Origin of the sequence: Acinetobacter sp. 22301 (assembly GCF_052045285.1) — a bacterium.
GTDB classification, from domain to species: domain Bacteria; phylum Pseudomonadota; class Gammaproteobacteria; order Pseudomonadales; family Moraxellaceae; genus Acinetobacter; species Acinetobacter pittii.
Genome location: NZ_JBQEOR010000006.1, coordinates 78,507 through 103,832, shown reverse-complemented (window position 1 = coordinate 103,832; position 25,326 = coordinate 78,507). Strand labels below are relative to the sequence as shown.

Sequence of the window (25,326 nt, the reverse complement as noted above, 5' to 3'; positions counted from 1 at the left end):
TAAATCAGAATTAACGTCATTTTTCACCACTCCCAAAAATATGAGAGTGGCTAATCCGATGGCCTATGCTAAATATTGCAAAGCCTGTTCAAACACCTGATCAGGACTTTGTGTTGCATCTAAACGTTTAATACGCTCAGGCTCAGCCTTCCATAAGGTTTCATAACCTTCACGAACCTTAGTAAAGAAGCTTAACTTTTCTTGTTCAAAACGGTCTAAAGCTCCACGTTCACGTGCACGGTTCATACCAAGTTCAATCGGTGCGTCTAGCCAGAAAGTCACCTCCGGCATGCGTGAAACGAAGTTCTGATTTAAAAGTTGTAATTTATCTTGGCTTAAACCACGACCAGAACATTGATAAGCAAAACTCGCATCGGTAAAGCGATCACTTAATACAATTTTGTTAGCTTCTAAAGCAGGCAAAATAACTTGTTGTAAGTGTTGAGCACGTGCTGCATAAATGAGTAATAACTCGGTATCATGACTCATATTTTCATCATGATTCACCGCCAAAAGCATAGAACGAATTTGCTCAGCTAACGGTGTGCCCCCCGGCTCTCGAGTTAAAACAACTTGTTTGCCATGCTCTTCAAAATGCTGATGAATTTTTCGAATGAGTGTAGTTTTACCTACCCCTTCCGTGCCTTCAAAGCTGATAAACATCTCTTTTCCTTATTTCTTCGATCTCAACACGGATAAATATTCTTGCACTGCTTGATTATGAGCTTGCAAGTCTGCCGTAAATTTATGTCCACCATTACCAGTCGCTACGAAATAGATGTTATTTGAATCATCTGGATGTAATGCTGCTTCAATTGCTTTTTGGCTTGGCAAAGCAATTGGAGTCGGCGGTAAACCATTAATGGTATAAGTATTATATGGTGTTGGAGTACGCAGGTCTTCTCGGGTAATGTTGCCTTTATAGTTATTACCCATTCCGTAAATAACAGTTGGATCCGTTTGTAAACGCATACCGAGTTTTAAACGGCGGACAAAAACTCCAGAAACTTGTGTAAGTTCACTGTCTAAACTCGTTTCTTTCTCAACAATAGAAGCCATAATTAATGCTTCATATTTATCTTTATAAGGTAAATTCGGCGCGCGATTTGCCCAAGCTGTATCTAGAGCTTTTATTTGACGATGATATAAATCGGTAAGAATTTTCTTGTCAGTCTCGCCTTTGGCAAAGAAATAAGTATTCGGCGCGAATAAGCCTTCTGGATGATCGTAAGGAATCCCAAGCGCTTTCATAAGCTGATCATTAGGTAAATCCAATATTGTATTTTTTACATTTTTATCATTTTTGAGTGCAGTAATAAGCTGCTTAAAAGTTGTACCTTCAATCACCAAAACACGATTCATCTGAGCATTATCAGCGTCAGATAACATCTCTAACACTTGTCTTACGCTCATCCCTTGTTCAATTTCATACACACCAGCTTTCATGCTGTCATGAATCATAAACTTTTGATAAAGCTTCAATATGATAGGAAAGCTAACTTTATCTTCTTTTGCCAAACGATCAATAAAACCAGAATAAGTTTCCCCAGATGTAATAGATAACATCTGTTTTTTGCCTTCGATAGGATAAGCCTTAAACAAACTTGACCATAAAATGGCAAACGTAAAGATTAAAACAATAAAAAGGCCAATTAGAACCAATCGCTTAGAAAATTTTGGAGCTTGTTTTTTGTTATTTTTCTTGGCGTTTTTTGCTTTCGCATTCACAGGTGGCTTCGGCATATTAATGAATCTGATTTAAGTTAAGGATATGAAATAAATCTATGCATGCCTGTGTATCTAGCGTTTTCTCGCCTAAATGAGTAACCACTCGCATAGGGTTTAAAGCATTACAAAAGAATAGACTTTGTATTTCAGATACTTCATCTAATTCAATCACACGTACTTCACAGGCAATACCATGGTGCTGCATACGCGCCAGAATTTCTGCCCGCATTACACCGTGGACGCCATTATAGCGAAGTTCAGGAGTAATCCATCTATCATTTAAACGAATAAAACAATTACTACTGACCCCTTCAACAATATAACCTTGTACATCAGTAACTAATGCTTCAGCCCACCCGAGTTGATCTGCTTCTTTTTTTAGCAATACTTGTTCAAGGCGGTTTAAAGATTTAAGCCCCACTAAGCTCGGCATGGTTAAACCTAGGGCCTGATTTAAAACACCACACTGGATAAAATCAGGCATACACGGCTCTAAAGCTTTTGGATAAAACCAGATATAAATATCAGCTTCATGTTTCGGCAAAGTATAACCGCGATCGCCTTCCCCACGACTAATCACAATTTTTAAAGTGCCGTTGAGTACGAGGTTTTGCTTTTGGAGTTGCTGTACACTCAGTTCAATTAATTCAAAATTTACAGTTAAAGACAGTTTTTGACATGCAAGTTTTAGACGTTGCCAGTGTCTTTCTTTAAGCTCAATTTGATTTTGAAAAACACGAATTGTGGTAAAGCACCCATCTCCATAATGAAAGGCTCGATCCAATAAAGGAATAGTCTCAACGGGTTGCCCATTTTTAAAACACCACATGTTTGTTCCATCCTTTACTAAAAGCCGCACAACAATACAACACCTTTCATTTAAATAATAAATAATTGATTTTAAAAAATTATACCGATTTCGTATCTGCTTTTGAAACTTGTTATATATCAAGATTTAAGAATAGTTTATCTCTTTTTATTATTTCTATTTTTTTCATATTAAATTCGTTTTTTATTATTTTTTTAGAATAAAGACTAGCGCTATTCTGCGTTCATGTTTTGAACATTTCATATTTTTTGAGGACTTATCTCATGCGTTTTTCTCAATTAAAAGTCGGGGTTATCGCTGCACTTCTTTCTGTTTCGTCATTTGCAGCCCAAGAATTTTTAAACGTTTCTTACGATCCTACTCGTGAGCTATATACAGATTTCAACAAACAGTTCGGTACTTACTGGAAACAACGTACTGGTCAAGATATTGAGTTTAAGCAATCACACGGCGGCTCTGGTAAACAGGCTCGTGCGGTTATCGATGGTTTAAATGCAGATGTGGTGACATTAGCACTTGCAGCAGATATTGATGAAATTGCTGAAAAAGCAAAATTACTTCCAACCAACTGGCAGAAAAAACTGCCACAAAACTCAACGCCATATACATCAACCATTGTGTTTTTGGTGCGTAAAGGCAACCCAAAGCAAATTAAAGACTGGGCTGATTTAATCAAACCAGGCGTAGAAATCATTACACCAAACCCGAAAACCTCTGGTGGTGCTCGTTGGAACTATCTTGCAGCTTGGGCTTGGGCAAAACATCAACCAGGCGGCAATGATGCAAAAGCACAAGAATACGTTCGCCAAATTTATAAACATACTAAAGTTTTAGATTCTGGTGCTCGCGGTGCGACGACTACTTTCGCTGAGCGTGGCATTGGTGATGTATTACTGGCTTGGGAAAATGAAGCTCATTTAGCTATTCGTGAACAGCCAGGCAAATTTGAAATTATTACTCCGTCTCTTTCGATCTTAGCTGAGCCTCCAGTTGCAATTGTGGAGAAAAATGCAGCTAAAAAAGGCAACTTAACCATTGCGAAAGGTTATCTCAACTATTTGTACTCACCTGCTGGTCAAGAAATTGCAGCACGTAACTTCTACCGTCCGCGTAACGCAGCTGTTCTTAAAAAATACAGCAATGTATTTAAGCCATTGAAGCTTGTAACAATCGACAAAGAGTTTGGTGGTTGGACAAAAGTACAAAAACAACACTTCGATAATGGTGGTGTTTTCGATCAAATCGTGAAAATTAATAGTGCAGAGAAGTAATTCTTTGCGCTAAAAGTAAGGAGAACAGACATGATTCACACTGTAATTGTTCCGGGTGTAGGTGGCAGTGAACATCAGCATTGGCAATCTTGGTTGCAGCGTCAACTCGTGTCTAGTTCTCGTGTTGAGCAAAAAAACTGGGATAGACCTGTATTAAGCGAATGGGTTGAGCAATTCGTTAAAACAGTTCAAGCAGCTCAAGCTCCTGTTCAAATTGTTGCACATAGTTTTGGATGCTTAACGAGTGTAGCTGCTTTGGCTGAGCATCCAGAATTAAGAAGCCAAGTTAAGAAACTAATTTTAGTCGCTCCAGCGAATCCAGCACGCTTTGGGGAGGCAGGGTTTGCCCGCCATAGCTTGACCGATTACAAAGATTATTTTCATCAATTAAAAATTGATGTGCCTGCAACGCTATTCATTAGTGAAAATGATCCATGGCTTGGCTTTTTTGATGCTTTACAACTTGCAAAATCATGGAAGTTAAATCCCGTTAATCTTGGTGAAGTGGGCCATATTAATGTTGCCTCAGGTTTTGGACCATTTCCAGATTTGCTGAATTATTTGATTCTAGAAGATTCGATGTGTAGTCACTCATCTATCGACCCGGTAAAAACACATTTCTCTTTGAAATTTGCTTAATACCAATCTTTATACCGCACTGTTTATCTTTATTTATTCGCTTACTGGTTTCAGCAGGCTTTTCTCTTTGAGGAAATATCATGTCGCAGCGATCCCGAGTGCTGCCTGGGTTTGGTCTATCTTTGGGCTTCACCCTCGCCTACGTTTCTTTTATTGTGCTTATTCCATTAGCCGCAGTCTTTATCAAATCATTTGGAATCGGATGGGACGGGTTATGGGAAATTTTAACGTCTGAGCGTATTTTGAAATCGCTTCAACTCAGCTTTAGTTCAGCTTTAATCGCAGCATTTATTAATGTTGTGTTTGGTCTGCTTTTGGCTTGGTGTCTTGTTCGCTATAACTTTCCCGGAAAGCGTCTAGTTGATGCATTGGTCGATTTACCTTTTGCGCTTCCGACCGCAGTTGCAGGTATTGCACTGACTTCACTCTATGCACCTACTGGTTGGTTAGGTCAATATCTTGAACCACTTGGTATTCAGGTTGCCTATACACCTATCGGGATTACGCTAGCATTGGTCTTTATTGGTATTCCATTTATTGTTCGAACCGTTCAGCCAGTACTCAGCGATATTGAAACCGAACTTGAAGAGGCTGCTTCAGCACTTGGTGCAAATCGCTGGCAAACCATTACTAAAATTATTTTACCCATCTTACTACCTGCTCTATTTACGGGCTTTGCTTTAGCGTTTGCTCGCGGCGTGGGTGAGTATGGTTCTGTTATTTTTATTGCAGGTAACCAGCCATTTAAAACAGAAATTGCACCGCTGATGATCATTTCTCGTCTTGAAGAATATGATTATGCAGGTGCAACGACCATTGCAGCGGTCATGTTAGTTCTCTCTTTTATCATTCTATTTGTCATTAACTTACTTCAAGCATGGGCAAACCGTCGTACAGGGAGAAACATCACATGAATTTACATACCGACAGCAACGCACTTGCTTTGAAGTTACAGTCTCGTGATGCGACACGTGAGCCAACTTGGGTACGTTATACCCTTATTACAATTGCACTGATTTTTTTCCTCAGTTGCCTCATGCTGCCACTCATTTTAGTTTTCGTAGAAGCATTTAAACAGGGACTTGAAGTCTATGTTCAGGCTTTGATTGATCCAGATACCTTATCAGCAGTGAAATTAACATTACTCACCGCAGCAATTGCAGTTCCAATTAATGTGATATTTGGTGTTGCTGCAGCATGGGCTGTCTCTAAGTTCCAGTTTAAAGGCAAGGCTATTTTAACCACTATCATTGATATGCCTTTTTCGGTTTCCCCCGTTATTGCAGGTTTAATGATTGTTCTAATTTTTGGTGCGCAAGGTTGGTTCGGCGGCTGGTTAATGGATCATGACATCAAGATTTTATATGCCGTACCTGGAATTGTTTTAGCCACCATTTTTATTACGGTTCCATTTGTGGCTCGTGAGTTAATTCCACTCATGGAAGCTCAGGGAACAGAGGAAGAAGAAGCAGCAATTGTACTCGGTGCTTCAGGTTGGAAAACTTTTTGGAAGGTCACACTCCCTAACATTAAATGGGGTCTGATTTACGGCGTGATTTTGTGTAATGCCCGTGCAATGGGTGAGTTTGGCGCAGTATCAGTGGTTTCTGGTCATATCCGTGGTGAAACCAATACTCTGCCACTGCATGTTGAAATTTTATATAACGAGTACACCTTTAGCGCAGCCTTTGCCGTGTCCTCACTGCTTGCCTTCTTAGCTCTTTTAACACTGATTTTAAAAACTTGGTTAGAGCTACATCAAGATAAACCAGAACCGCATTCAACTGATTCGTAAGGAATGAAATCATGAGTATTCAAGTTAAAAATATTGAAAAACACTTTGGTGCATTCCATGCGCTTAAGAATATTTCCCTAGACTTTCCGGAAGGTGAACTGGTTGCGTTACTTGGCCCATCTGGATGCGGTAAAACAACGTTACTCCGTATCATTGCAGGTCTAGAATCAGCCGATGGCGGTCAGGTTTTACTTGAAGGTGAAGATGCGACTAATGTACATGTGCGTGAGCGTCAGGTCGGCTTTGTATTTCAGCACTATGCTTTATTCCGTCACATGACTGTATTTGACAATATTGCCTTTGGTTTACGCGTTCGCCCTCGTGCAACCCGTCCTTCGGAAGCTGAAATTAAAAAACGTGTCACTCGTTTACTTGATCTAGTTCAACTAGGCTTTTTAGCAGACCGCTACCCTGCTCAGCTTTCTGGCGGACAACGTCAGCGTATTGCTTTAGCCCGTGCTTTGGCAGTAGAACCTCGCGTGTTATTACTAGATGAACCATTTGGTGCTCTGGATGCCAAAGTACGCAAAGAATTACGTCGCTGGTTACGCAACTTACATGATGAATTGCATATCACTTCAATTTTCGTGACTCACGATCAAGAAGAAGCACTTGAGGTTGCAGACCAGATTATTGTCATGAATAAAGGTAATGTTGAGCAAATCGGTTCACCTCGTGAAGTTTATGAAAAACCTGCAACGCCATTTGTGTTTGATTTCTTGGGTCAGGCAAATCGATTTGAAGGTGAACATACGGAAGGTATTATCCGTATCGGTAATGACCGTATTCAATTACCGACAGCAGTTGAGGCACCTCAAGGAAAAGTGATTGCTTTTGCCCGTCCAGATGAGTTACATATTCACTCGCAACCGCAAGCGAATACCATTGAAGCGACTTTTGTACGTGAAATCTGGATTGCTGGAAAAGTAGTGGCCGAATTACAAGACCGTAATGGACGTTTAATTGAAATTGCTCTGAGCAGTGAAGCTGCAAAATTACATGCATTTAAACCTAATCAAACTGTTTGGGTGAGCGCATCTCAATTGCACTTATTTGCAGACCAAGTTGCTTAAGAAATATATTTGGTGAGGAAATATCTTGCGGATCTTTAGACGCTCCTCACCTCTTTTGAGGAAAAGTGTAAATGAACTTTCAACAATTAAGAATTATCCGAGAAACAGTACGCCAAAACTTTAACTTGACGGAAGCATCGGCTGCACTCTACACATCTCAATCAGGTGTAAGTAAGCACATTAAAGATTTAGAAGATGAATTAGGTGTTCAACTTTTCGTTCGTAAAGGTAAACGCCTTTTAGGTTTAACAGAACCAGGCCAATCACTTCTTAGCATTGTTGAACGCATGTTAGTTGATGCTGAAAATATTAAAAGACTTGCCGAAGATTTTAATAAGGTTGACGAAGGAACATTAACGATCGCAACTACGCATACTCAAGCGCGTTATGTATTGCCTCCAATCGTTAATCAATTTAAGAAATTATTCCCAAAAGTACATTTAATTTTACAACAAGCTAGCCCTGTCGAAATTTCAGAAATGCTTTTACAAGGCGAAGCGGATATTGGAATTGCAACCGAGTCTTTAACGACTGAAGAAAATCTGGCTAGCATTCCTTACTATCAATGGCAGCACAGTATTATTACCCCGCAAAATCATCCTTTAGTGCAGGCGGATAAGATCACTCTAGAACTTTTAGCAGAATATCCACTCATTACTTATCATGGTGGTTTTACAGGTCGATCTAAAATTGATAAAGCCTTTGAAGAGGCTCATCTAGATGCAGATATCGTAATGTCAGCTCTTGATGCCGATGTTATCAAAACCTATGTGGAACTTGGCATGGGTGTGGGTATTGTCAATGACGTGGCTTATGATACAGAACGTGATTATCGTTTAAAGCAAACCAAAACTGATATTTTTGGTGTTAATACGACATGGATTGCGGTTCGCAAAGGCCACTTATTACGCGGTTATGGTTACGAATTTATTTCTTTATGCTCACCTGATGCGGATATTAAAGCGCTTAAGAAAATTGCTTACCCAGACGAATAAAAATTAAAAATAAATAAAAGAGCTTTTTAGCTCTTTTATTTATTCTATTAAGTACAAAAAAAACGAGCCGTAGCTCGTTTTTTCTTTTGTGATCTTACCAGTAGAAGTTCACACCAACTTTACCAACTGGCATCCATTGGTATTTATCGTCATTACGAATTTCATTTGCTTCTTTATCAACAGCATCTTGGGCAGATGTTGGGTTACCTGTTACAGGAGCAAGGTTATATTGAGTTAACTGAACTTGTGGGTTACCAGTATAGTAAGCACCTACCTCACCAAATACACCCCAGTTTTTATTGATTTTAGGTGCAAAACCAAAACCTAAGTATGGAGCGATATCATTCTTGTAAGACATTTTACCTCTTACACCACCTTCTTGGCCAGCAACTGCTTGTTGATAGTTCTTACCATCAATTGATAAAGTTTCACCATTACCAATGCGTTTAGCTAAATCATAATCATTATCTAGATAAGCAGCACCCGCAGCTATATATAAGCCTTGAGCCCAACGGTTAGCACTTGCACCCCATGGACGAATCTCAGCATTTAAGTAGATATTATTGTTATCCATATCTAGGTCATATTTAGTACCATTTACAGAAACATCATCTGTCCACGAAATGTCACCACCGTTATAACCCAAAGCCAAACCTACATATGGGTTTGCTTGCCATAATAAAGCACCACCATAACCAGTTGTACCTACCTCAGCACGTGCCCCCACAGGAATTAATTGGTTTTTGTCAAATGCGTAGCTGTCATGAACAACGGCTTCATCTGCCATAGCAGCGCCAGCAGCAAATAAAGCTGTTGTAGTGACTAATACACGTAATGCTTTCATAGTTTTCTCCTCAAAAAGGCTCTGTTTTTAATTTATTCATCTTGTGACTGAAATCATAATAATGACAGCTTAGATTCTTTTTTATACAAAAAATGCTAGATTTCTGTTATTTTTTGATACAAATTGAGTTAAATTTTTATTTTCAAATCATTTTTGTGTAAAAAACACTTGATTATCTAATAAGCTTATTCCGATTTACCTCATTTATATCATCAATTAAACCTAACACGTTTTTTGAAAGATTCTTGTCACAAATTAGTGTAAAATCTTTAAAATTTTTTATGGAAGGAAGATCATGTCTCAGCTTTCTACGATCATTGAGCAAGCATTTGAAGACCGCGCAAATTTTACTGCAGCAGATTGTTCAAGCGAAATTCGCCAAGCTGTTGAAGAAGCAATTGCTGGTTTAGATAACGGTACACTTCGAGTTGCTGAAAAAATCAATGGTGAATGGGTTGTTCATCAATGGTTAAAAAAAGCTGTTTTATTATCATTTAAACTGAATGACAATAAACCAATCGAGTCATGTGATCTTCGTTTCTATGACAAAGTTGAAACTAAATTCTCTGGTTGGACTGAAGAGCAATTTAAAGCTGCAGGTGTTCGTGTTGTTCCTCCTGCTGTAGCACGTCGTGGTAGCTTCCAAGCTAAAAACGTGGTGTTAATGCCATCTTATGTCAACATTGGCGCTTATGTAGATGAAGGCACAATGGTTGATACATGGGCAACTGTAGGTTCATGTGCTCAAATCGGTAAAAATGTTCACTTGTCTGGTGGTGTAGGTATTGGTGGTGTTTTAGAACCATTACAAGCTAACCCAACCATTATTGAAGACAACTGCTTTATCGGTGCGCGTTCAGAAATCGTTGAAGGCGTTATCGTTGAAGAAGGTTCAGTCATTTCAATGGGCGTTTTCATTGGTCAATCAACTAAAATTTATGACCGTGAAACTGGCGAAATCCATTATGGCCGTGTACCAGCAGGTTCAGTTGTAGTTTCAGGTAGCTTGCCATCTAAATGTGGTACTTACAGCTTATATGCTGCAATTATCGTGAAAAAAGTTGATGCGCAAACACGTTCAAAAACAAGCTTAAACGATTTGTTACGCGCTGACTAATTTGTTATAACTCTCTGGCGGAGCTTTAATCGCTCCTCATCTCTACGATCAAACTGATCGTAGAGATTTTATTTTTTATATAGTGTGGTATTTCTAGAATGGCTTCCTTACGTTCCTCTGCAATTCCTGTCTCAGACCCTGCGTCCGGTTTACGCATTACCGAGATTTTTTACTCGTTGCAGGGTGAAGCAAATGCCTCTGGCCTACCGACTGTATTTATTCGTCTAACAGGCTGTCCATTACGTTGTAGCTATTGCGATACCACCTATTCCTTTGAAGGTGGCGAACGTTTCTCACTTGAACATATCATTGAAACAGCTACACAATTTCAAACACCTTATATTTGTGTAACAGGTGGTGAACCTCTTGCTCAGCCAAACTGTTTGATTTTATTACAACGTTTATGTGAGGCAGGTTTTGACGTCTCTTTAGAAACCAGTGGTGCTCTTGATGTATCAAAAGTAGATCCCCGTGTTTCAAAAGTCCTCGATTTAAAGACTCCAACTTCTGGTGAAGAACATCGTAATCTCATCAGTAATCTTGACCATTTAACATCACGTGACCAAATCAAATTTGTGATTTGTAATCGTGAAGACTATGAATGGTCAAAGCAACAAGTTGAAAAATATCAACTGCAAACCAAAGTCAGTACCGTTTGGTTCTCCCCTGCCTTTGCGGTTGAAAAAGGTGCTGTAGGCCTGCCACGTCTAGCACGTGATCTGGCACAGTGGATACTTGATGATAAATTACCTGTTCGTTTCCAACTTCAGTTACATAAACTGCTTTGGAACGATGAATCAGGTCGTTAATCACTCAATAAAATAAATCATTCCAGATATGGAGAAAAATATGCGCTCTCGTGCCATTGTTTTACTTTCAGGCGGCTTAGACTCAACCACTTGCCTAGCTTGGGCACAAGCGCGCTATGAATGTATTGCTATTAGTTTTATGTATGGTCAACGCTCAACCACTGAACTTGATGCTGCAAAAGCATTAGCTCAGCGTTCAGGTGTTGAACATCGTGTAATTAATATTGATCTAGCAAATTTAGGTGGATCAGCACTTACAGATCACAACATTGCAGTACCAGAACAGTTACAAGAAGGTATTCCTGTAACTTATGTACCAGCGCGTAACACTATTTTCCTCTCATATGCTCTAGCAGCAGCCGAAGTATTTAATGCTGAAGCTATTGTTATTGGTATCAATGCTGTTGATTATTCAGGATATCCTGATTGTCGTCCTGAATTTATTGATGCTTTTGCGAATATGGCCCGTTTAGCAACTAAAGCTGGCGTAGAAGGAAAACCACTTAAATTTGAAACACCCCTGTTACATTTATCCAAAGCGAATATCATACGTTTAGGGATTGAACATGGCGTAGACTATAGTCAAACAGTATCTTGCTACCAAGCAGATGCTCAAGGACGTGCGTGTGGTAAATGTGACAGTTGCCGTTTGCGTAAAGCAGGCTTTATCGATGCTGGTGTTACCGATCCAACACGCTATATACCGTAATAAGTAGGTAAAATTTATGAAGTTGTTAAAATCAAATCTTATTCTTTCATCTTTATTCTCAGCAGCTGCACTTATGGCGGGTTCAGCTCAAGCAGCTGAAAACCCAGTTCAAGCGGCATATAAAAGCACTAACGTTAAAGGTGCATTAGTTAACGTTTGTAAAGAACAAACTGCTAAAGGCGGCAAGTTAAGTTCATCTGAAGTTAGCAAATTCTGTAGCTGCCAAGTTGAAGCACAAGGTAAAGTGACTGAAGCACAAAAATGGGAAATCCAAAGCGCAATCAATGCGAAGAAAAGCCCAAGTTCTCTAGGATTTGTACAACAACAAAACCGTGATCTTAAAGCATGTTTTGGTCCTCAGTTAACAACTAAGCTTGAAAAGTTAACTGAAGATGCAATGAAGGCAGCTCAACAACAAGCTCCTAAAAAATAAGATTTTAATGTTCTAAATTAAGCCTGCATTTATGCAGGCTTTTTTATAGCTCTGTTAAAATAACAGCACTTTTGACCAATTCATTTGATGTAAGCTATGCAAGAACAATGGAAAACTAATGCTAACCATAAAAGGTCTATTGTCTCATTTAGTGGAGGCAAAGACAGTTCTCTAGCACTCTACCATGCAATGCAGACAGGCGAAGTGATTGGATTGATCGTAATGCTAGAAGAACAAGGCCAACGTTCTCGCTCACATGCCATGCCTCTTGATATTATTCAAGCGCAAGCTAAAGCAATCGGCTTGCCCGTGTTTATGGCTTCATCAAGTTGGAATGACTATGAAGCTAAATTTATTGAATTACTCAATCAAGCAAAGCAACAAGGAGCCGAGGTACTGGTTACAGGTGACCTTGATATGCCTGAACACGGCTGTTGGCATGATCGAGTAACGCAACAAGTAGGTCTTCAATTAGCAATGCCTCTTTGGCTACGTCCGCATCGTGAAGTTGTTGAAGAATTTATTCAACTTGGATTCCAGAGTGTAGTGGTGACCGTAAACCTTAAACTCGGGATGAAGGTAGGAGATTTAGGAAAAACTTTAACTTTAGAATATATCCAAGAGCTTGAGAACCGTGGCATTGATCCATGTGGTGAGGGCGGTGAATTTCATACGACCGTGATTGATGGGCCAATTTTTAACAAAGCAATCCCTGTAAGAAAACTCAATATTGTTTATCATGAGGAATACGCTTTTTTACCACTTGAATTAGATCAAATTTAACTTTTAAAGGATAAGAAATGTCTGAGAATATTCAACTGCCAAATCAGGTGTTCCCTACTACACACGGCGAAGTGAACTTGACCGAAGTCGAAAATGAATGGTTAATTATTTACTTCTATCCTAAAGATTCAACACCAGGGTGTACAACACAAGCAGTGGGTTTTTCTTGTTTGAAAGATCAGTTTGATGCTTTAGGTGCCCGTATTTTCGGTATTTCACGTGACTCGGTAAAAGCCCATCAAAATTTTACAGAGAAGCAGGCACTTACTATTGATCTGATCAGTGATAAAGAAGAAATTCTTTGTCATCACTTTGATGTGATTAAAGAAAAGAATATGTATGGAAAGAAAGTCATGGGTATTGAACGTTCTACTTTTATTTTCCATAACAAAACTTTAGTTAAAAGCTATCGCAAAGTTAAAGCAGCTGGGCATGCAGAGCAAGTTCTAGAAGACTTAAAAGCTCTACAAACAGCTTAATAAACTTAAGAAACAAAAAGCGAGCATAATGCTCGTTTTTTGTATATGAACAAATTACTTACTCCTTTACTTTGGCGTATGATAAAGACATTAGAATAATTCACGCTAAGGTATTTACATGAGTCTGCTCAAAGTTTGTAATTTACTGTCTAGTGGTCTTGTTATCTCTGCTTGCTCCGTTAGTTCATCCGGTATGCCGCCCTCACTTACATCATCTACATCACAAGTTGAAACTCCACCTATAAAAATAAGTTGCCAAGATTTACAAAACCCTGCCTATCAACAAGCTGTACTTAAAATAATTAATCAAATTCGCCAGCAATCACGCCGATGTGGACAACAACATTTCTCTGCAACCAGACCACTAAGTTGGAGTGATAATTTATATAAAGGTGCACTTTCTCATAGTGAAGATATGGCAACACACAACTTTCTTGGACATGTTGGCTCCACGGGATTAGATTTAAAATCACGTTTGAAAATTTATAATACACTCGGTAAAGCCAATGGTGAAAATGTCGCGAGTGGACAGAAAACATTAGATGAAGTGATGTCTAGATGGCTATCGAGTCCCTTACATTGTAGTAACCTAATGAACCCTAAATTTACAACCTATGCAATTGCTTGTGCTTCTGATCAATCTGTAAAACAAAAGAGCTATTGGACTCAACAATTTGGTACACGTTAAAAGGAAAAAAGATGCAATCAGGTTCGATCACTCCTATTTTAAGAATTTTTGATGTCGAGTTAGCTCAATCATTTTATCTTGAATTCTTAGGTTTTCAGCTTGATTGGCAACACCAATTTGAAGACAACTTTCCGTTATATTTACAAATTTCTAAAGATGATTGCGTTATTCATTTATCCGAGCATTTTGGAGATGCGAGTCCACATAGTGCAATCCGTATTTATTGGGAACATATTTATGAGTTGCATAGTGAACTAAGCAAAAAAGATTATAAATTTTCTAAGCCTCAGGTTGAAAAAACAGATTGGGAGACACTTGAACTCTGTATCACTGATCCTTTTTCCAACCGAATCATCTTTTGGGCAGATGCTTAATTTATATACACTTACTCAAAATCATCTAAATTAGAGCGATCATCTTCTTCAAAGCGTTGTTGTAACTGTTGATAAGTGCGTGTTTTTTTAAACTCATCTAAAAATTGAATAGTTCCTACAGGGAAAAATTCGGTTTGGATTTCACCACGATAATAAGCTTCACGCATTGGTGTTGCCGAGATAGAGTCTTTTAAACTATCAAGCTCAACCATAATCCACTCAGGAAATAGTCGTAAATAATATGAAGACTCATCCTTAAAGTGTCCAATCAAACCAACTTTTGAGTTCGGTTCAATTACGCCATTCACTAAAGATTTGACTTGTTTTACCCATTTTTCGTCATTATAAACATCTACTACATGTACAAAACGAATGCGTTTTTGCTCTTCTAACGAGAAATTTGACAAGATCATTTGCTCACGCTCTATTGCTAAGAACGGATTTTTAATATTACGTTCCATTTGAGCAGAGCCTAGCGCCAAAACCACATAATGGCTTTGCTGTAAGGCAATTTCAATTGTCTGCATATGAGCTAAATGAAATGGTTGAAAACGCCCTATAAAAACGAGATAGTCAAATTTATACATAATTAGATTTTCACTTTTTATGAACTCACCAGTTAACCGCATTACAAAAAATATGCGCCATAATGAGAACCTAAAAATTAACAACGTGGTTTAAAGCAAGGATAGTACGATGACACTTAGCTGTATTCAACAACCTCATCAACATTTACACGCAAATTTAGAAGGTGGCGTACTCACCTTAGCCATAAATCGCCCAGAAGCAAAAAATGCACTGTATGGCGAGCTTTACTTATGGATTGCCAAAGCACTTGATGAAGCTGACCAAGACAAAGATGTACGAGTAATCATTCTACGTGGTGTAGAGCAAGACTTTACCGCTGGTAATGACATGAAAGATTTTATGGGTTTTGTACAAAATCCTAATCTAGGTCCAGTAGGTCAAGTTCCTCCGTTTGTACTCCTTAAATCTGCTGCTAGATTATCAAAGCCGCTTATTATTGCAGTAAAAGGTGTGGCAATTGGTATTGGTGTTACGATTTTATTACACGCAGATTTAGTTTTTGCTGACAACACTGCCCTTTTCCAAATTCCATTTGTAAGTCTTGGCCTTTCTCCAGAAGGCGGTGCAAGCCAACTATTGGTTAAACAAGCGGGTTATCACAAAGCAGCTGAACTTCTATTTACTGCGAAAAAATTTAATGCAGAAACCGCAGTACAAGCAAGCTTAGTTAATGAAGTTGTTGAAGATGCTTATGCATCTGCTCAGGCAACCGCTCAACATTTAGCAGCTTTGCCACTTGCCTCATTAAAACAAACCAAAGCATTGATGAAACATGATTTAGATCAAATTATTGAATGTATTGACCATGAAGCTGAAATCTTTATGCAACGCGTTCACTCTCCAGAAATGCTAGAAGCTGTACAAGCGTTTATGCAGAAACGTAAACCAGATTTCTCGCAGTTTAATTAAAAATCAACTTCTATGATTTGAATAAACTCAAAGGCAGGCTCTTCATAAGGATGGCTTGCCTTTAATGCTTTTGCTACAGCCTTTGCATTTTCTTCAATTACAATTGTTTCAACCCGCCACTCATCCACTTGTTCAAGTTCACCCAGCTCTCCAATATAAGGATCTGCACCTTTGACTGGTTTAAATTGCCCTATTCCTTTCACTTGCCATGCGCAGTGTTCATAATTACCGATACCCCCCGCACCAGCAGAAAAAATAGCTTGTTTAGTCGACTCAAGATGTGAATCTGGCACGTAATAAATCAGCTTTAACATAAGTAGAATGACTCAAAACTAGTGAACTTGCTTTAAATCATACCGTTAAAAAAGCTTCTAAATCAAAGTCAGCTCATCATTACCAAATAATTTGCTCCAATAAAGAGGATTTGAATGGCAAGCGCCAAGCCAAACAAGCGCCAGCCCTTATCTTTGGTATACATTGTTCTTATGTGATACTTATTTTTCATCATTTTGATCTCCGATTTTTATCGTTGTTACAGAGAAAGCAAAAATTGATCCAATTTTAAACAAACTATAAAGTGTTAAATAGCCGAATGTCTATAGGCTTATAATTTTTCTAAAATGCTTAAAAGAACTACACTCATTTTTATGTAGCTCTTATTCTGAACAAAATTTTAAATTTCAGTGTGCTAGCTGCATCTTTATAATTTTAAGCATTCGATTTCTTTAAATATCTGTTCTCATATATTGTCATCATAAATGCTAAACCACATAAAATGACGAAGCCGCCAGTCATTGGTATTAATGTACCGTCATATAATTGCCCAATAATAGATGCAAGAATAAGTGACAAAACAGAAGAAGCTGCACCAATAATGGCCGATGCCATACCAGCAACATGTCCCATCGGTTCCATTGCAATTGCGTTTAAATTTCCAAATAAAGTTCCAAATAATAAAAATAAAATGCAGGCATAAAGCATAAACATCCAGAATGAAACAGCCACACCTAAAAGTTGAATTCCTAAGAAAACTAAAGAAATTAAGCACAAACCTAGAAAGCCATAAATACAGATTGGACGCATACCAAACTTCATAACAATTTTAGAGTTTGTAAATGAAGCGACTCCCATTACACCTGCAAGCACAGCAAAATAAGCACTAAACTCTTGCCCTGTTTTCCCAAACTGCTGCATAAAAATTTGCTGAGAAGTACCTAAGTAACCAATGAATCCACCAAAGCAAAAACCTGCACATAGCAAATAGCTCATGGTGGTTTTATTACTTACAACTTCTTTAAAACCTTCCCGAAATGCTTGTAGACGCATAGGTAAACGATTTTCTGGAAGCAACGTCTCTTCCAAACGTAAAGCAACCCATACCCCGACAACTGTGGCATAGGCCATATATAAAACAAAGATCTCACGCCAACCAAAGAAATGGATAATGAGCTGTCCCAAACTTGGTGCAATTGCTGGGGCAACCATAAACACCATCATAATTAAAGACATGATGCGGGCCATTTGAGCCCCACTGTATTTATCTCTAACAATTGAAATAGAAGCCACGTAAGGACCTGATACGCCAACCCCTTGAATGAAACGTCCAACTAGAAACCATTCAAAACTTTGTGTTGTAAAGCACAACAAACTTCCAAGAAAGTAAATAACAATTCCTGTGAATAAAATACGTTTACGGCCAATTGCATCGGATAGAGGGCCAGCAATCAGTTGACCAATCGTCATACCGGAAAAAATACCAATAATGACCCACTGTGTCTGATTATTATTTTTTAAGTCAAAAACTCGTCCGATTTCGCCCAAAGCAGGTAGGACTGCATCTATTGAAAAAGAAACAATAGACATGAGCAATGCCATCAGAAGTGCAAATTCATGGAAATGGATTTTTGATTTCATTTTTCTTCTCTGCTATTTATTAATATCGTACTACATACAAATAAGCCACCTTACGGTGGCTTATTTCAACTTTTATATTACCCGATAAACTTACGTGCATTACGGAACATACGTAACCATGCACCATCTTCAGTCCATTCTTCTGGACTCCAAGAGTGTTGAATTGCACGGAAAGTACGCTCTGGGTGTGGCATCATAATTGTTGCACGACCATCTTTAGACGTTACACCAGTAATCGCTTCAGGTGAACCATTCGGGTTCAATGGATAATGTTGAGTCGGGTTACCATGGCTGTCAACATAACGCAAAGCAACTTGGTTAGCTGCATTCAAGCCTGCAATATCAGCTTCACTCGCAACTGCACGACCTTCACCGTGTGCTACAGCAATCGGTAAAATCGAACCTTCCATTCCATTAAGCAATACAGAAACAGATTTTTCAACACGAACGTTTACACTACGAGCTTCAAAAACTTCTGACATATTGCGGTGGAAACGTGGCCAGTGTTCAGCACCTGGAATAAGTGGCGCTAATTGTGACAACATTTGGCAACCATTACAGATACCTAAGCTGAACGTATCTTCACGATGGAAGAATTGTTCAAACTGATCACGTAATTTCGCATTGAACAATACAGATTTTGCCCAGCCTCCGCCAGCACCCATTACGTCACCGTAAGAGAAACCGCCACAAGTCACTAAACCTTCAAAATCACTTAGGCTAACGCGACCAGCAAGTAAATCACTCATGTGCACGTCAACGGTATTGAAACCAACCTTATCAAAGGCTGCTGCCATCTCAATATGACCATTTACACCTTGCTCACGCAAGATCGCCATATTAGGACGACGTGTGTTAATGAAAGGTGCTTCGATAGGTTCATTCAAGTCAAATGTTGGTTTAGCAATTAAACCTTGATGTGATTTATCAGTAATTAAAGCAAATTCTTGGTCAGCAGTTTCAACGTTATCACGTAAACGTTGGATCTGATGAGATACTTCAGACCAAGCCTGTTGTAACTCTGCACGCTCTAGAGTCAAACCGTTTACAGATAATTGATCTGTGTTGTTTACACGACCAACTACAGCAATTGCATCTTTTAAGCTAGATGCAGCAACTTCTACTTGTAAAGCGTCCCAATCAGTTGCTTTGATTTGAACTACTGCACCAATTTCTTCAGCAAACAAACTTGCTGGAGTTTGGTCTTCTAATGCAACACCTAAACGTGCAGCGAACATCATTTCAGCAACAGTTGCGAGTAAACCACCATCACCGATGTCATGGTAAGCGTGAATCAAGCCACGGTTGTTCCAATCTTGAATTAAAGCAAAGAACGCTTTGAAATCATCAAAACTATCAACGTCTGGAGTGATTGAACCAATTGCTTTATATACTTGCGCAAGAATCGAACCACCTAAACGGAACTGGCCTTTAGATAAATCAATACGTACAAGTACTGAATCTTCTAAATTCTTAAGTTCAGGTGTTAAAGTTTTACGAACATCTGTTACTGGAGCAAATGCCGTAATTACACCTGTCATTGGAGATGTTACAGCTTTATCTTCACCGTTTTCGTTCCAAGTAGTACGCATTGAAAGTGAGTCTTTACCTACAGGAATCGCAATTCCTAAAGCAGGACACATTTCCATACCAATTGCTTTCACACCTTCAAACAATGCTTGGTCTTCACCTTTTTGACCAGCAGCAGCCATCCAGTTTGCAGAAAGTTTGATATCGCTAATTTGTTCAATGTTTGCACATGCAATATTAGTAATTGCTTCAGCAACTGCCAAACGAGCAGATGCTGCAGGATTTAACAATGCTACTGGCGGACGTTCACCCATCGCCATTGCTTCACCAGTGAAGCCTTGTAAGCTTGTCGTCGTTACTGCTGCATCCGCAACAGGAATCTGCCAACGACCAACCATTTGATCACGCGCAACCATACCTGTAATTGAGCGGTCACCAATGGTGATTAAGAATGATTTAGAAGCAACTGTAGGATTTTTCAATACACGGAAAATCGCGTCTTTCAAATCAACTTTTGAAGCGTCAAATTGGTTACCTTTACGCTCAATTGTTTCATAAGAACGTTGCATACGCGGTGTACCACCAAGCATTACTTGCATTGGGATATCAACTGCATTGTTTTGGAACAATGGATCTTCAACAGTTAAATGACGTGCTTCTGTTGCTTCACCCAAAACGGCAAATGGACAACGTTCACGAGCACAGATTGCTTCGAACTGTTCTAAAGACTCTGGACGAATTGCAAGAACATAACGCTCTTGTGCTTCGTTTGACCAGATTTCCATTGGGCTCATGCCCGGTTCTAATGAAGGAATCTTACGAAGGTTAAGAACTGCACCCAACTCATGGTCATTCACAAGTTCAGGCATAGCATTTGATAGACCACCCGCACCAACGTCATGTACAGAAACGATTGGGTTGAAGTCTTCTAAGCGCCAGCATGTATCGATTACTTCTTGGCAACGGCGTTCCATTTCTGGATTTTCACGTTGTACAGAAGCGAAATCAAGGCTTTCACCCATTGTACCGCTATCTACAGAAGATGCTGCACCACCGCCAAGACCGATTAACATTGCAGGGCCACCCAATACAATGAGCAAGTCACCTGGTTGAATCGCATCTTTTTCTACATGGTCAGGACGAATGTTACCGTAACCACCAGCGATCATGATTGGCTTATGGAAGCCCTTCACTTCACCATTTACATTTTGTTCGAAAGTACGGAAATAACCATTTAATGCAGGGCGACCGAATTCGTTGTTAAATGCCGCGCCACCTAATGGACCTTCAATCATGATTTGTAATGGCGATGCCATACGTGAAGGTTTACCGTAGTTTTCTTCCCACGGTTGTTCAAAACCAGGAATATTTAAGTTAGAAACTGTAAAGCCCGTTAAACCAGCTTTTGGTTTACCACCACGACCGGTTGCACCTTCATCACGGATTTCACCGCCTGAACCAGTTGCAGCACCAGCAAATGGAGAAATTGCTGTTGGGTGGTTATGAGTTTCAACCTTCATTAAAATATGAGCTGCTTGGCTCTTATATTTATAAACAAAGTGACCATTTTCATCCGCTTTTGGATAAAAACGCATCGTGTCATAACCCACAATTACAGAAGCATTATCTTTGTATGCAGATAAAACGTCAGTTGGTGATTCTTTGTAAGTGTTTTTAATCATCTGGAACAATGATAATGGTTGTTTTTCACCATCAATTGTCCATTCAGAACCGAAGATTTTATGACGACAGTGTTCAGAGTTCGCCTGTGCAAACATCATCAATTCGATATCATTTGGATTACGACCAAGCTTACCGAATGCTTCTGTTAAATAATCAATTTCTTGTTCAGAAAGCGCAAAACCGAACTCATTGTTCGCTTTAACCAAAGCTTCTTTGCCTTGGCCCAAGATATCAATTGAATTTAATGGTTTTGGAGCTGTTTCTGAGAATAATGCTTTTGCATCTTCAATTTGAGCAAAAACTGTTTCTGTCATACGGTCATGAAGTACTTGTTTAACTTCATTTGTAATTTCAGTAACGCCTTTTAACGTGAATAAAAGACCACGTTCTAAACGGTGTACTGGTGTATTACAGTTTTTGAAAATATCAGTTGCTTTAGAAGACCAAGGTGAAATAGTACCCACACGTGGTGTAACTAAAATCTGAATCTCATCACTTGCAGATTGACGAAGTTCAAAAGACTCACCGTCATTCAATAATTGCAAAGCAGATTGATGTTGCTGCTCGTTGAGCGCTTGATCAAACAAATAGACCCATTGGCTGTCAAAAGATTGAACAGAACTAATTGACGATAAACGTGTTAATAGTTGAGCTTTCTTAAAAGAAGAATGTGCTGCTGCACCGGCCACGATAAACATGTTGATTTTGGCTCCACGGGCAGGTCTTGTGAACCTTACCGCAATGTGACTTTAGAGAGAGCGCATATTCTACTGCTTCTTGCTAAAATCAGCTAGATGTAGAATCAGTATTCTGTAACCTAATTCTGCAAGAAGTGATTTGTTTTTTGTTCAAAATCATTTTTTTAGTCATTCTTGCTAAAAATAAATTGTTGCATGTTTATTCAATAACATAATAAAACCCGAACTAAGACAAACTATGTCGCACCAAGCTAGTGCTTTTAAGTTTTTTTTGGCATGATCAGCTTTTATAGTTTTGAATAATGATAAATGGAACAAATGCGTTGGTTAGAGCTGCTTTCCGCAGTTCGTTTAGGTAGCAAAAAAAGTAGTACAGAACTGGCTCGTAGCCCATTCCATAAAGATTATGACCGCATTATATTTTCTCAAAGTTTTCGTCAGTTAAACCGTAAGACTCAAGTTCATCCTCTAGCACAGCATGATGGCATTCATACCCGCTTAACACACTCCCTTGAAGTTTCCTGCATTGGTCGCTCAATGGGTATGCTTGCCGCAGAAAAAATAAAAGATGAATTACCCGTTTGGATTTCACCTGCCGATGTCGGAGCAATTATTCAAGCAGCTTGTCTGGCCCACGATATAGGTAATCCTCCTTTCGGGCATGCGGGTGAATACGCAATTCGCGAATGGTTCGATGATGCCTCGCATGATGATTTTTTGAAAAAACTAAGCCCCGAAGAAGAAGCTGATGTTCGTCAGTTTGAAGGTAATGCTCAAGGATTACGTCTATTAAGTCGTATTGACTATCATCCAAATGATGGCGGTATGCGCTTAACTTATGCAACTTTAGGTGCTTATCTAAAATATCCATGGCTTTCAAAAACAATTGCTTCGCAGGGTGACCGCCCTTCCCATCAAAGAGCAAAGTTTGGTTGTTATCAGTCTGAAAAAGAAATTTTAAAACAGATTGCTGAACAGCTCGGGCTGATTCAACTCGGTGAATATCATTATTGCCGTCATCCACTCACCTACCTGCTAGAAGCTGCTGATGACATTTGTTATGCATTAATTGATTTAGAAGATGGCATTGTCTTGAATATGCTGAGTTACCAAGAAGTTGAACCAATATTCCTAAATCTTATTGCCGACTATGGTCAACCTGAAGAGTTGTCTCATCCAAACAGTACATGGCAACAAAAGATCTCAGCATTACGTGGTCGAGTCATGAAACGGCTTGTAGATGAAGTCACTACAGCCTTTGCTAAACATCATTATGAAATTATTACAGGTCAGCTTAAAGGCAACCTTTTGCAATATTGTTCGCCAGATATTGCAATTGGTATCGAAACTGCCAAAAATCTGGCACGTGATAAAATTTTTGAGCACCCACAAAAATCTGGTTTAGAAATTATTGCACATCAGAGTTTACAAACGATTTTGGATGCATTTGTACCACTCACAACGCCGCATAAATCTTTAAGCTTTAAAGAACAACGTTTAATGTCTATCCTTAACCTATACGGTGCTAACTTTAGCAATAATCACTACAGCAATATTATGCAAGTCCTCGATATTATTAGTAAGTTCTCAGATCATCAGGCTTATAGCTTGGCGCAAGAGTTGCAAGGTAATAAAATTGGCTTGTTTTAAGCTGGCTTGATATAGAAAGAAATAAAACCAGTGTCGTTTTCAATTTATTTTAGAACGACCAGATTTACAGTTATGAATAAGTGAAATTACGCTATGATCGGATGTTTAATTGGCGAAGTGTTTGCCTTAGAAGCCCCTACTGTCTTATTGAATGTAAACGGTGTGGGTTATGAAATTGATACGCCACTTTCAACATTTTGCCAGTTACAAAAGGGCCAGAAAGTTACGCTATGGACGCATTTGGTTGTTCGTGAAGATGCACAGCAGCTCTACGGTTTTAGCGATGCTCAAGAAAAAACAATTTTCCGCACCTTATTAAAAGTAAACGGTGTCGGTCCGAAAATGGCCTTAGGTATTTTATCGACGCTAAGTGTTGAGTTATTGGTTCACACCATTGAACATGATGATATTAATACGCTGGTCAAAGTTCCAGGTGTAGGCAAAAAAACGGCTGAACGTTTAATGATCGAACTTCGTGACCGTTTCAAAACATTAGCTCAAGGCACTTCAACTGCGGCGACCATGCCTCAAATTCAATTTGCTGCAAACTCTCCTGTTGCAGAAGCAGAAGCTGCATTGCAATCTTTAGGTTATAAGCCACTTGAAGCACAAAAAGCTGTTGCTGCGGTTAAAGCCGATTACACAGAATCAGCCGATATTATTCGTGCTGCTCTTAAATCCATGATGAAGTAAAACACTTATGCAAGACCGTCTAATCAGTGGAACAGAAAAACCAGAAGATCATTTTGACCGGGCTATTCGACCAACTTCTCTTGCCGACTATATTGGGCAACCAGTCGTACGCGAGCAAATGGAAATTTTTATTGGTGCTGCTCGTGGCCGTGGTGAAGCACTCGACCATACACTGATTTTTGGTCCGCCGGGTTTAGGTAAAACCACACTTGCTAATATTATTGCACGTGAAATGGGTGGCAACCTCAAATCGACTTCAGGGCCTGTCTTGGAACGTGCAGGTGATTTAGCAGCAATGCTGACTAACCTTGAAGAAGGCGATGTTTTATTTATTGATGAAATTCATCGTCTTTCACCGGTGATTGAAGAAATTCTGTATCCGGCGATGGAAGATTACCAACTCGACATCATGATTGGTGAAGGCCCTGCTGCTCGTTCAATTAAACTCGATTTACCCCCTTTTACACTCGTCGCTGCGACCACACGTGCGGGCTTACTGACCTCACCATTACGTGACCGCTTCGGTATTGTGCAACGTCTTGAGTTTTACTCTGTAGAAGACTTGACTCACATTGTGTCACGCTCTGCAAACTTAATGGATGTACCCATTACAGTTGAAGGCGCAGAAGAAGTAGCTCGTCGATCACGCGGAACACCTCGTATCGCTAACCGTTTATTAAGACGTGTTCGTGACTATGCACAAGTGAAAGGCACAGGTGAAGTGACCCATGAAATGGCACAACGCGCGCTTGATATGCTCAATGTTGATAAAGCTGGTTTAGATACCTTAGACAGACGTTATTTGGGCATGCTACTCGAGCGTTTTGATGGCGGTCCTGCTGGAGTCGAAGCGCTTGCAGCAGCGATGGCTGAAGACAGCGGTACGCTTGAAGACGTGATTGAACCTTATTTAATTCAACAAGGTTATGTCATGCGTACTGCACGAGGTCGCATCGCAACTAACCAATCTTATTTACAGTTTGGAATGACACCACCTGAGCCTAAAAACTAACCAAAGGAAGAGAATTTTCTCTTCCTTTTTTAATTTAATCTCTCTATCCAATTAAAATAATAGTTGTCTTATCAATAAATTAG

The 25,326-nt window shown here is 39.3% G+C and carries 27 protein-coding genes; 18 read left to right on the top strand and 9 right to left on the bottom strand.

Features of this window, described 5'->3' with window-relative positions; genetic code table 11:
- Positions 1–63 precede the first annotated feature (63 nt).
- Genes tmk through pabC form a run of 3 tightly spaced genes read right to left on the bottom strand, consistent with a single transcriptional unit; the run spans position 64 to position 2,557 of the window.
- Positions 64–663 carry a dTMP kinase gene (gene tmk / locus ACTJJH_RS11155; RefSeq protein ID WP_032035943.1) on the bottom strand — a complete coding sequence of 200 codons (600 nt, stop codon included), beginning with the start codon at positions 661–663 and terminating at the stop codon, positions 64–66.
- 9 nt (positions 664–672) lie between these two features.
- Positions 673–1,743: an endolytic transglycosylase MltG gene (gene mltG / locus ACTJJH_RS11150; RefSeq protein ID WP_017399254.1), complete on the bottom strand. Its 1,071-nt coding sequence runs from the start codon at positions 1,741–1,743 to the stop codon at positions 673–675.
- Between the two features lies 1 nt (position 1,744).
- Positions 1,745–2,557 (bottom strand): aminodeoxychorismate lyase, encoded by an 813-nt coding sequence (pabC, locus tag ACTJJH_RS11145; protein WP_032035945.1) that lies wholly within the window; start codon positions 2,555–2,557, stop codon positions 1,745–1,747.
- A gap of 263 nt (positions 2,558–2,820) precedes the next feature.
- Here pabC and ACTJJH_RS11140 point away from each other — a divergent pair, with 263 nt between their 5' ends.
- From ACTJJH_RS11140 to ACTJJH_RS11115, 6 genes are all read left to right on the top strand, one after another.
- Positions 2,821–3,828: a sulfate ABC transporter substrate-binding protein gene (locus tag ACTJJH_RS11140; RefSeq protein WP_001212602.1), complete on the top strand. Its 1,008-nt coding sequence runs from the start codon at positions 2,821–2,823 to the stop codon at positions 3,826–3,828.
- 30 nt (positions 3,829–3,858) lie between these two features.
- The gene (locus ACTJJH_RS11135; protein WP_440601137.1) at positions 3,859–4,467 is read left to right on the top strand and encodes an RBBP9/YdeN family alpha/beta hydrolase; all 609 of its coding nucleotides are present in this window, start codon (positions 3,859–3,861) and stop codon (positions 4,465–4,467) included.
- Positions 4,468–4,547: 80 nt separating this feature from the next.
- A complete protein-coding gene (gene cysT / locus ACTJJH_RS11130; RefSeq protein WP_005073131.1) occupies positions 4,548–5,381 on the top strand; it encodes a sulfate ABC transporter permease subunit CysT in 834 nt (277 codons plus the stop codon).
- Entirely contained in the window at positions 5,378–6,262 is an 885-nt protein-coding gene (gene cysW, locus ACTJJH_RS11125) for a sulfate ABC transporter permease subunit CysW (RefSeq protein ID WP_199997292.1), read from the top strand. The genes cysT and cysW overlap by 4 nt, the downstream gene beginning before the upstream one ends.
- Positions 6,263–6,273: 11 nt before the next feature.
- Positions 6,274–7,335, top strand: coding sequence for a sulfate/molybdate ABC transporter ATP-binding protein (locus tag ACTJJH_RS11120; protein WP_002118816.1), 1,062 nt, complete (start codon positions 6,274–6,276; stop codon positions 7,333–7,335).
- A gap of 71 nt (positions 7,336–7,406) precedes the next feature.
- Entirely contained in the window at positions 7,407–8,330 is a 924-nt protein-coding gene (locus ACTJJH_RS11115; RefSeq protein WP_002118601.1) for a CysB family HTH-type transcriptional regulator, read from the top strand.
- Positions 8,331–8,424: 94 nt separating this feature from the next.
- On the opposite strand, the gene carO is transcribed toward ACTJJH_RS11115, so the two are convergent.
- Positions 8,425–9,174 carry an ornithine uptake porin CarO type 1 gene (gene carO / locus ACTJJH_RS11110; RefSeq protein WP_032035952.1) on the bottom strand — a complete coding sequence of 250 codons (750 nt, stop codon included), beginning with the start codon at positions 9,172–9,174 and terminating at the stop codon, positions 8,425–8,427.
- Positions 9,175–9,469: 295 nt separating this feature from the next.
- On the opposite strand from carO, the gene dapD reads away from it, so the two are divergent.
- The 8 genes from dapD (at position 9,470) to ACTJJH_RS11070 (ending at position 14,566) form a co-directional block, all read left to right on the top strand.
- Positions 9,470–10,291: a 2,3,4,5-tetrahydropyridine-2,6-dicarboxylate N-succinyltransferase gene (dapD, locus tag ACTJJH_RS11105; protein ID WP_002118664.1), complete on the top strand. Its 822-nt coding sequence runs from the start codon at positions 9,470–9,472 to the stop codon at positions 10,289–10,291.
- Positions 10,292–10,389: 98 nt separating this feature from the next.
- A complete protein-coding gene (gene queE / locus ACTJJH_RS11100) occupies positions 10,390–11,100 on the top strand; it encodes a 7-carboxy-7-deazaguanine synthase QueE (RefSeq protein WP_440601136.1) in 711 nt (236 codons plus the stop codon).
- 40 nt (positions 11,101–11,140) lie between these two features.
- Positions 11,141–11,809, top strand: a complete 669-nt coding sequence (gene queC, locus ACTJJH_RS11095; protein WP_440601135.1) for a 7-cyano-7-deazaguanine synthase QueC — start codon at positions 11,141–11,143, stop codon at positions 11,807–11,809.
- Positions 11,810–11,825: 16 nt separating this feature from the next.
- Positions 11,826–12,242: a hypothetical protein gene (locus ACTJJH_RS11090; RefSeq protein ID WP_005073124.1), complete on the top strand. Its 417-nt coding sequence runs from the start codon at positions 11,826–11,828 to the stop codon at positions 12,240–12,242.
- 96 nt (positions 12,243–12,338) lie between these two features.
- Complete coding sequence (locus ACTJJH_RS11085; RefSeq protein ID WP_119684944.1) at positions 12,339–13,025, top strand: diphthine--ammonia ligase; 687 nt, start codon at positions 12,339–12,341, stop codon at positions 13,023–13,025.
- Between the two features lie 17 nt (positions 13,026–13,042).
- Complete coding sequence (locus ACTJJH_RS11080; protein ID WP_017399250.1) at positions 13,043–13,504, top strand: peroxiredoxin; 462 nt, start codon at positions 13,043–13,045, stop codon at positions 13,502–13,504.
- A 118-nt stretch (positions 13,505–13,622) separates the two neighbouring features.
- The gene (locus ACTJJH_RS11075; protein WP_440601134.1) at positions 13,623–14,192 is read left to right on the top strand and encodes a CAP domain-containing protein; all 570 of its coding nucleotides are present in this window, start codon (positions 13,623–13,625) and stop codon (positions 14,190–14,192) included.
- Between the two features lie 11 nt (positions 14,193–14,203).
- The gene (locus ACTJJH_RS11070) at positions 14,204–14,566 is read left to right on the top strand and encodes a glyoxalase superfamily protein (RefSeq protein WP_014207383.1); all 363 of its coding nucleotides are present in this window, start codon (positions 14,204–14,206) and stop codon (positions 14,564–14,566) included.
- A gap of 11 nt (positions 14,567–14,577) precedes the next feature.
- Here ACTJJH_RS11070 and ACTJJH_RS11065 read toward each other — a convergent pair whose 3' ends face one another.
- On the bottom strand, positions 14,578–15,153 hold the full coding sequence (locus tag ACTJJH_RS11065) for a nicotinate-nicotinamide nucleotide adenylyltransferase (protein ID WP_081038692.1): 576 nt from the start codon (positions 15,151–15,153) through the stop codon (positions 14,578–14,580).
- A 109-nt stretch (positions 15,154–15,262) separates the two neighbouring features.
- Between ACTJJH_RS11065 and ACTJJH_RS11060 the strand changes: the two genes are divergently transcribed.
- Positions 15,263–16,063 (top strand): enoyl-CoA hydratase-related protein, encoded by an 801-nt coding sequence (locus ACTJJH_RS11060; RefSeq protein ID WP_440601133.1) that lies wholly within the window; start codon positions 15,263–15,265, stop codon positions 16,061–16,063.
- Here the strand turns inward: ACTJJH_RS11060 and ACTJJH_RS11055 are convergent.
- The 4 genes from ACTJJH_RS11055 to purL form a co-directional block, all read right to left on the bottom strand.
- Positions 16,060–16,377, bottom strand: a complete 318-nt coding sequence (locus tag ACTJJH_RS11055) for an NGG1p interacting factor NIF3 (protein ID WP_119684948.1) — start codon at positions 16,375–16,377, stop codon at positions 16,060–16,062. The two genes, ACTJJH_RS11060 and ACTJJH_RS11055, sit on opposite strands and share 4 nt — an antisense overlap.
- A 68-nt stretch (positions 16,378–16,445) precedes the next feature.
- Positions 16,446–16,571: a KGW motif small protein gene (locus ACTJJH_RS11050; RefSeq protein WP_002118600.1), complete on the bottom strand. Its 126-nt coding sequence runs from the start codon at positions 16,569–16,571 to the stop codon at positions 16,446–16,448.
- A 200-nt stretch (positions 16,572–16,771) separates the two neighbouring features.
- Complete coding sequence (locus tag ACTJJH_RS11045; RefSeq protein WP_057062973.1) at positions 16,772–17,977, bottom strand: multidrug effflux MFS transporter; 1,206 nt, start codon at positions 17,975–17,977, stop codon at positions 16,772–16,774.
- Between the two features lie 77 nt (positions 17,978–18,054).
- Complete coding sequence (gene purL, locus ACTJJH_RS11040; protein WP_440601132.1) at positions 18,055–21,888, bottom strand: phosphoribosylformylglycinamidine synthase; 3,834 nt, start codon at positions 21,886–21,888, stop codon at positions 18,055–18,057.
- A 309-nt stretch (positions 21,889–22,197) separates the two neighbouring features.
- Between purL and ACTJJH_RS11035 the strand changes: the two genes are divergently transcribed.
- From ACTJJH_RS11035 to ruvB, 3 genes are all read left to right on the top strand, one after another.
- A complete protein-coding gene (locus ACTJJH_RS11035; protein WP_002118538.1) occupies positions 22,198–23,538 on the top strand; it encodes a deoxyguanosinetriphosphate triphosphohydrolase in 1,341 nt (446 codons plus the stop codon).
- A gap of 93 nt (positions 23,539–23,631) precedes the next feature.
- Entirely contained in the window at positions 23,632–24,231 is a 600-nt protein-coding gene (gene ruvA, locus ACTJJH_RS11030; protein ID WP_016146147.1) for a Holliday junction branch migration protein RuvA, read from the top strand.
- 7 nt (positions 24,232–24,238) lie between these two features.
- Entirely contained in the window at positions 24,239–25,243 is a 1,005-nt protein-coding gene (ruvB, locus tag ACTJJH_RS11025; RefSeq protein ID WP_204085377.1) for a Holliday junction branch migration DNA helicase RuvB, read from the top strand.
- Positions 25,244–25,326: the final 83 nt, after the last annotated feature.

Coding starts and splice junctions, on each gene's coding strand:
- tmk (WP_032035943.1), bottom strand. CDS start 663: ATGTTTATCAGCTTTGAAGGCACGGAAGGGGTAGGTAAAACTACACTC.
- mltG (WP_017399254.1), bottom strand. CDS start 1,743: ATGCCGAAGCCACCTGTGAATGCGAAAGCAAAAAACGCCAAGAAAAAT.
- pabC (WP_032035945.1), bottom strand. CDS start 2,557: ATGTGGTGTTTTAAAAATGGGCAACCCGTTGAGACTATTCCTTTATTG.
- ACTJJH_RS11140 (WP_001212602.1), top strand. CDS start 2,821: ATGCGTTTTTCTCAATTAAAAGTCGGGGTTATCGCTGCACTTCTTTCT.
- ACTJJH_RS11135 (WP_440601137.1), top strand. CDS start 3,859: ATGATTCACACTGTAATTGTTCCGGGTGTAGGTGGCAGTGAACATCAG.
- cysT (WP_005073131.1), top strand. CDS start 4,548: ATGTCGCAGCGATCCCGAGTGCTGCCTGGGTTTGGTCTATCTTTGGGC.
- cysW (WP_199997292.1), top strand. CDS start 5,378: ATGAATTTACATACCGACAGCAACGCACTTGCTTTGAAGTTACAGTCT.
- ACTJJH_RS11120 (WP_002118816.1), top strand. CDS start 6,274: ATGAGTATTCAAGTTAAAAATATTGAAAAACACTTTGGTGCATTCCAT.
- ACTJJH_RS11115 (WP_002118601.1), top strand. CDS start 7,407: ATGAACTTTCAACAATTAAGAATTATCCGAGAAACAGTACGCCAAAAC.
- carO (WP_032035952.1), bottom strand. CDS start 9,174: ATGAAAGCATTACGTGTATTAGTCACTACAACAGCTTTATTTGCTGCT.
- dapD (WP_002118664.1), top strand. CDS start 9,470: ATGTCTCAGCTTTCTACGATCATTGAGCAAGCATTTGAAGACCGCGCA.
- queE (WP_440601136.1), top strand. CDS start 10,390: ATGGCTTCCTTACGTTCCTCTGCAATTCCTGTCTCAGACCCTGCGTCC.
- queC (WP_440601135.1), top strand. CDS start 11,141: ATGCGCTCTCGTGCCATTGTTTTACTTTCAGGCGGCTTAGACTCAACC.
- ACTJJH_RS11090 (WP_005073124.1), top strand. CDS start 11,826: ATGAAGTTGTTAAAATCAAATCTTATTCTTTCATCTTTATTCTCAGCA.
- ACTJJH_RS11085 (WP_119684944.1), top strand. CDS start 12,339: ATGCAAGAACAATGGAAAACTAATGCTAACCATAAAAGGTCTATTGTC.
- ACTJJH_RS11080 (WP_017399250.1), top strand. CDS start 13,043: ATGTCTGAGAATATTCAACTGCCAAATCAGGTGTTCCCTACTACACAC.
- ACTJJH_RS11075 (WP_440601134.1), top strand. CDS start 13,623: ATGAGTCTGCTCAAAGTTTGTAATTTACTGTCTAGTGGTCTTGTTATC.
- ACTJJH_RS11070 (WP_014207383.1), top strand. CDS start 14,204: ATGCAATCAGGTTCGATCACTCCTATTTTAAGAATTTTTGATGTCGAG.
- ACTJJH_RS11065 (WP_081038692.1), bottom strand. CDS start 15,153: ATGTATAAATTTGACTATCTCGTTTTTATAGGGCGTTTTCAACCATTT.
- ACTJJH_RS11060 (WP_440601133.1), top strand. CDS start 15,263: ATGACACTTAGCTGTATTCAACAACCTCATCAACATTTACACGCAAAT.
- ACTJJH_RS11055 (WP_119684948.1), bottom strand. CDS start 16,377: ATGTTAAAGCTGATTTATTACGTGCCAGATTCACATCTTGAGTCGACT.
- ACTJJH_RS11050 (WP_002118600.1), bottom strand. CDS start 16,571: ATGATGAAAAATAAGTATCACATAAGAACAATGTATACCAAAGATAAG.
- ACTJJH_RS11045 (WP_057062973.1), bottom strand. CDS start 17,977: ATGAAATCAAAAATCCATTTCCATGAATTTGCACTTCTGATGGCATTG.
- purL (WP_440601132.1), bottom strand. CDS start 21,888: ATGTTTATCGTGGCCGGTGCAGCAGCACATTCTTCTTTTAAGAAAGCT.
- ACTJJH_RS11035 (WP_002118538.1), top strand. CDS start 22,198: ATGGAACAAATGCGTTGGTTAGAGCTGCTTTCCGCAGTTCGTTTAGGT.
- ruvA (WP_016146147.1), top strand. CDS start 23,632: ATGATCGGATGTTTAATTGGCGAAGTGTTTGCCTTAGAAGCCCCTACT.
- ruvB (WP_204085377.1), top strand. CDS start 24,239: ATGCAAGACCGTCTAATCAGTGGAACAGAAAAACCAGAAGATCATTTT.